The organism is Desertihabitans aurantiacus (assembly GCF_003344635.1).
Classification (GTDB): Bacteria; Actinomycetota; Actinomycetes; order Propionibacteriales; family Propionibacteriaceae; genus Desertihabitans; species Desertihabitans aurantiacus.
In genome coordinates, this window is record NZ_QPKK01000265.1 from 1 (window position 1) to 5,181 (window position 5,181).

Here is a 5,181-nt window from a genome sequence, read left to right on the forward strand (position 1 = left end):
CGAGCGCCGCGACGCCGCCGCCTGAGCCCGCGACTCCGGCTCCCGGCCCGCTGCCGGGTGCGGGCGCGGGAGGCGTCCCCGGCCCCGGTGCTTGGCGACACCCGGCCCGGGTACGGTTCGGCCACGGTCAGGAGTTTCGGGCCCGTGACTCCGGACCCAGGCCCCGGCGTTGAACCCACAGCTCCGGGGCCGCCCCCTCTTCCCGGGGCGGCCCGGCCGTCGGAGGGTCAGGCCACCGGGCAGCGCAGCGGCTCGCCGCGGCCGGCCCGCAGCACCTCCTCGCAGGCGAGGCGCTGCAGGGCCCGCAGCGACTCCTCGGAGTAGAAGGCCGCGTGCGGGGTGAGGACGACCCCGGGGTGCCCGCGCAGCCGGTGCTCCGCCGGCAGCGGTTCGGGCTCCACCACGTCGAGGGCGGCGCCGGCGATCCGACCCGAGTCGAGGGCGTCCAGCAGGGCGTCGGTGTCGACCAGGGCACCACGGGCGGTGTTGACCAGCGCCGCACCGGGCGGCATCAGCGCCAGGGTGTCGGCGTTGACGATCCGGCGGGTGGTCTCGGTGGCAGGGGCGTGCAGCGACAGCAGCTGGGAGCGGCCGAACAGCTCCTCCATGCTGACCGGCTCCACCCCGTGCGCTCGCAGCACCTCGGCGTCGGCGAAGGGGTCGTGCGCGACCACGGCGAACCCGAAGGGGCGCAGCCGGTCGGCCACCGCCAGCCCGATCCGGCCCGTCCCCAGCAGCCCCACGGTGGTGGCGGAGAAGGCGCGGATCGGGGCCAGGTCGGGCGGGGAGAGCCAGCCGCCGGTGGCGATCGCCCGGTCGAAGGTGACCACCTTGCGCAGCAGCAGCAGCGCACAGGTGACGGCGTGGTCGGCGACCGTGTCGGCGCCGTAGTCGGGCACGTTGGCGACCCGGACGCCGAGCTCGCGGGCGGCGTCCACGTCGACGTTGTCGTAGCCGATGCCGTAGCGCACCACCATCGCGCCCGGCGCCATCGCCTGCAGCACCCGGCGGGTCACCGGCGCGAAGTTGACGAAGGCCAGGTCGACGCCGGTGAGCGCGGCCAGCGTCTCCTCCTCGGTGGAGACCTGGTGCGACTCCAGCTCCGCGCCGAGCTCGGCGGCCGCGGCGGTCTCCAGCTCGAGGTCGGCGAAGATGTGGTCGGTCACCGCCACCCGGGGGCTCATGAGGCGCCCAGCCGGTCGAGCAGCCCGCGGCGGTGCAGGTTGGCGATCAGGCGGCGCAGCCCGTACTCCCAGCGCGGCGCGGTCTCGGAGTGCGTGACCCGGTTGACCAGGGTGCCCAGCCGGGGGCTGGAGATCCGGACCACGTCGCCGAGGTGGTGGGTGAAGCCGAGACCGTCCTCGCCACGGTCCTGGGTGGGGGCGAACAGCGTCCCGGTGTAGAGCAGGACGCCGTCGGGGTACTGGTGCGCCCGGCCCACGGTGTAGGCGGCCAGGTCGGCGACGTCGCGGGAGATCTGGCTCATCTCGCTCACCCCGTCGAGGACGAAACCGTCGTCCTCGCCGAGCACCTGGAGCCGCACCGAGGCGGTGCGGACGTCGTCGAGGGTGAAGCCGTCGTCGAGCAGCCGGACGAACGGCCCGGCCGCGGCGGAGGCGTTGTTGTCCTTGGCGCGGGGGAGCAGCAGGGCCGAGCGGCCCTCGACGTCGCGCAGGTTGACGTCGTTGCCCAGGGTCGCCCCGACCACCCGTCCGGTCGAGCTGACCGCCAGGGCGACCTCGGGCTCGGGGTTGTTCCAGGAGGAGATCTCCGAGACGCCGATCGGGGCGCCGCAGCCGACCGCGGCCAGCACCGGGGCCTTGGTGAACACCTCGGGGTCGGGGCCGAGACCCACCTCGAGGTACTGCGACCACAGCCCGCGCGACTGCAGGTCGGCCTTGAGCTGGACCGACTCCGGGCTGCCGGGACGCACCGTGCTGACGTCGACGCCCAGGGTGGTCTCCAGCTCCCCGCGCAGCTGCTCGGCCCGGACCGGGTCGCCGCCGGCCCGCTCCTCGATCAGCCGCTCCACCAGCGAGCTGGCGAAGGTGACCCCGGCGGCCTTGAGCACCGAGAGGTCGACCGGGGCCAGCAGGGTGGGCCGGTCGGGGGTCTGGGCGAGGGAGTCGGTGAGCAGCGGGGTCAGCGGCCAGTGGCGGCCGCCCTCGGCGGCGCGGGCGGCCGCGGCGGGGTCGGGCTGCTCGAGCAGGTCGGTCATGGTGGGGAAGGTGGCCGAGAGGTCGACCACCTCCTCCCCGCGGACGACGACCACCGACGGCCCGTCGACCTCCGGGTCGTGCACGCGGCCGACCAGGGTGGCCGCCTCCAGGTCGGTGGGCAGCAGGTCGCGGGGGTCGTCGATGAGGTCCATCCGTGTCTCTCCGTCTCGTGGTGGTGCGGCGCCTCGACAGGCTCAGCGCGCTGTGGTCGGGTTCGGTCGTCCGGGGTCAGCCTGCTGCGCGGTGGACGTCCCCGCCAGCCCGACCCAGCGCCCGACGAGCTGAGCGCGCTGTGGTGCGCCGAGCGCCCGGGCCAGCCCCAGCGCCCTGAGCCTGTCGAAGGGCGGTCACCCGCGCTCCGACAGGCTCAGCGCGCTGGAGGTGCTGCTCAGACCTCGGCGTACCAGGCCTCGACGGCCTCGACGTCGACGGACTCGTCGGCCGGCAGGCCGAGCTTGTCGTAGTGGCGACGCCGGGCCTTCATGTCGTGCAGCAGGACCGCGCGGGCGTGGGTGGCGACCTCGACCGCGACCTCCTTCGGCACCACGACCACGCCGTCGTCATCGGCGCCGACGATGTCACCCGGGTTCACCTGGGTGCCGCCGCAGGCGATGGTGGTCTGGGTCTCGATCGCCTGGATCCGGCCCGGGATGATGGTGCGGCCGCGCTTGCGGGAGACGACCGGCGTCCCCTGGGCCTCGAGCTCGCCGGTGTCACGGGCGTAGCCGTCGGTGACGATGCCGACCGCGCCGCCGACGATGGCGCCCATGCTGTTCTCCGAGCCCCAGAAGCCGACCTCCTGGCCGCCGCCGGAGTCCATCACCACGACGTGGCCGGGGGCCAGGTCGGTGGGCAGCTTGGCCTGCGGGTACTTCTCGAACCAGATGCCGTGGGCGCGCACGACGTCGGCGGTGGTCTCCAGCTTCCACATCGGCTTGTTCGACGGCACCGCCCGGATGGTGGCCGCCTCGCCGAAGAACCGCATGCCGCCCCAGAGCGGGCGGACGTCGGTGTCCATCAGGCCGACGTTGAAGTAGCCGATGCCGTCGAGGGCGTCCACCACGTCGACCACGCGGAGGAACTTGTACAGCGAGCCCAGCTGGGCAGGGTCGGCCTTGGTCCAGGGCAGGTCGGGCTTCTGCTGGACGGGATGGTGCGTCATGGTGGACGTGCTCCTTCTCCTGTGTGGTGTTCCTCGGATGGCCCGCCGACGCTCGCCGGCGGGTGGTCATGGGGTCAGCCGTCGGCGGCGTGCCGTCGGGCGAGCTGGACGTAGGTGGCGGCGTTGGTGCGGATCCGGGCGCGCTCGTCCTCGGTGAGCTCGCGCCGGACCTTCCCGGGCAGCCCGAGCACGAGCGTCCCGGGTGGGATCTCGGCGTCCTCGGGGACGACGGCGCCGGCGCCGATGACGACGTCGGAGCCGATCCGGGCCCGGTTGAGCACGACGGCGCCCATCCCGACCAGGACGCGGTCGCCGACCGTGCAGTTGTGCAGGATCGCCCGGTGGCCGACGGTGACGTCGGCCCCGAGCCGGACCCCGAGGCCGGGGTCGGCGTGCACGACGGTGAGGTCCTGCAGGTTGCTGCGCTCGCCGACGACGATGTCCTCGCCGTCACCGCGCAGCACCGCGCCGTACCAGACCGACGCCTCCGCGCCGAGCCGGACGCGGCCGACCAGCGTCGCGCCGGGGGCGACCCAGGCGGTGGGATCGACCTCGGGCTGGTGGCCCTCGAACCCGAGCAGGCTCACGGGCGCTCCCGGTCCAGCCGGTACCACTCGCGGGCGGTGCCGTCGAGCACCCGGTCGCGGTCGGCGGTCGAGGGCAGCAGCCGCTCCAGCAGGGCGACCTGGTCGCGCCAGACGGTGCGGTAGTCCGCGGCCAGCTCGCAGACCGGCCAGTTCGTGGCGATCATCACCCGTTCGGGTCCGAACGCGTCGAGCACCACCCGGCCGACGTCGGCCAGCTGGTCGGGCTGCCAGGACCAGCGGGTCAGCACGTCCAGGCCGACCGAGAACTTGATCGCGATCCCCGGCGCGGCGGCCAGCAGGGCGATGTTCTCCTCCCAGGCGGCCCGGTCGGCGCCGTCCAGCGGGGGCCGGGCCAGGTGGTCGACCACCACCCGCAGATCGGGCACCGCCTCGGCCAGGGCCACCACCTCCGCGCACTGGGCGCGGTCGAGGGGGACGACGTCCCAGCTGAGGTCGGCACCGGCCAGCTCGCCGAAGAGGTCGCGGACGTCGCCGCGGCGCAGCCAGTCCAGCGGTTCGCGCCCGACCAGGCAGCGGACGCCGACCAGCCGCGGCAGCGCCATCCGGCGCCACTCGGCCCGGGCGGCCTCGGGGTCGGTCAGCGGCAGCCAGCCGACCACGCCGGCCACCGGCGGCTCGGCCGACCAGCGCGCCAGCCGGTCGTTCTCGTGCGGACCGTCCTCGGACTCGACCAGCACGGTGCCGTCGACACCGAGCTCGGCGGTCAGCCCACGCAGGTCGTCGGGGGTGAAGTCGCGGACCAGGGAGCCGTGCTCGGGACCGCGCCAGGGCTGCTTGCTCTCGGCGGAGATCCAGAAGTGCTGGTGGGCATCGATGGTCATCGGCGTCCTCCTCGGGCGGCCAGGGCGGTCGGGGCGGTGCGTGCGGTCACGGGTGTGGTCACCGGCCCTCCCAGGCGGGGGCGCGGCGGGCGGCGAAGGCGGCGACGCCCTCGGCGAAGTCGCGGCTGCCGTAGCAGCGGGCCAGCAGGTCGTCCACGTCGGCGGACGGGTCGGCGTCCAGGCGCCGTCCGACCTCCTTGAGCGCGCGGATCGTCAGCGGGGCGGCGCCGGCGACCCGTCCGGCCAGCTCGAGCGCGACCGGGCGGGGGTCGGTGCCGGCCGGCAGCAGGCGGGTGACGAAACCGGTGCCCGCCAGGTCGGCGGCGGTGACGAGGTCGGTGCCGAGCAGCATCCGGTCGGTCCAGGCCCGG

5 protein-coding genes and 1 pseudogene are annotated in these 5,181 nt (G+C 74.9%); all 6 read right to left on the minus strand.

All coding sequences use genetic code 11. The features are described from left to right. Positions 1-227: 227 nt before the first annotated feature. Positions 228-1,172, minus strand: a complete 945-nt coding sequence (locus DVA66_RS16800; protein WP_232822028.1) for a C-terminal binding protein — start codon at positions 1,170-1,172, stop codon at positions 228-230. An 8-nt stretch (positions 1,173-1,180) separates the two neighbouring features. Then, entirely contained in the window at positions 1,181-2,371 is a 1,191-nt protein-coding gene (locus tag DVA66_RS16805) for a fumarylacetoacetate hydrolase family protein (RefSeq protein WP_114561099.1), read from the minus strand. A 236-nt stretch (positions 2,372-2,607) separates the two neighbouring features. Further along, positions 2,608-3,381, minus strand: a complete 774-nt coding sequence (locus tag DVA66_RS16810) for an RraA family protein (protein ID WP_114561100.1) — start codon at positions 3,379-3,381, stop codon at positions 2,608-2,610. Between the two features lie 74 nt (positions 3,382-3,455). Further along, positions 3,456-3,968: a gamma carbonic anhydrase family protein gene (locus DVA66_RS16815; RefSeq protein ID WP_114561101.1), complete on the minus strand. Its 513-nt coding sequence runs from the start codon at positions 3,966-3,968 to the stop codon at positions 3,456-3,458. Then, entirely contained in the window at positions 3,965-4,810 is an 846-nt protein-coding gene (locus DVA66_RS16820; protein ID WP_114561102.1) for an amidohydrolase family protein, read from the minus strand. The genes DVA66_RS16815 and DVA66_RS16820 overlap by 4 nt, the downstream gene beginning before the upstream one ends. Before the next feature lie 58 nt (positions 4,811-4,868). Then, a pseudogene (locus tag DVA66_RS16825) lies at positions 4,869-5,181 on the minus strand (hypothetical protein); the annotation flags it as partial.

Excerpts from the sequence above, each read along its gene's own strand:
- DVA66_RS16805 (WP_114561099.1), bottom strand. The coding sequence starts at position 2,371 with ATGGACCTCATCGACGACCCCCGCGACCTGCTGCCCACCGACCTGGAG.
- DVA66_RS16810 (WP_114561100.1), bottom strand. The coding sequence starts at position 3,381 with ATGACGCACCATCCCGTCCAGCAGAAGCCCGACCTGCCCTGGACCAAG.
- DVA66_RS16820 (WP_114561102.1), bottom strand. The coding sequence starts at position 4,810 with ATGACCATCGATGCCCACCAGCACTTCTGGATCTCCGCCGAGAGCAAG.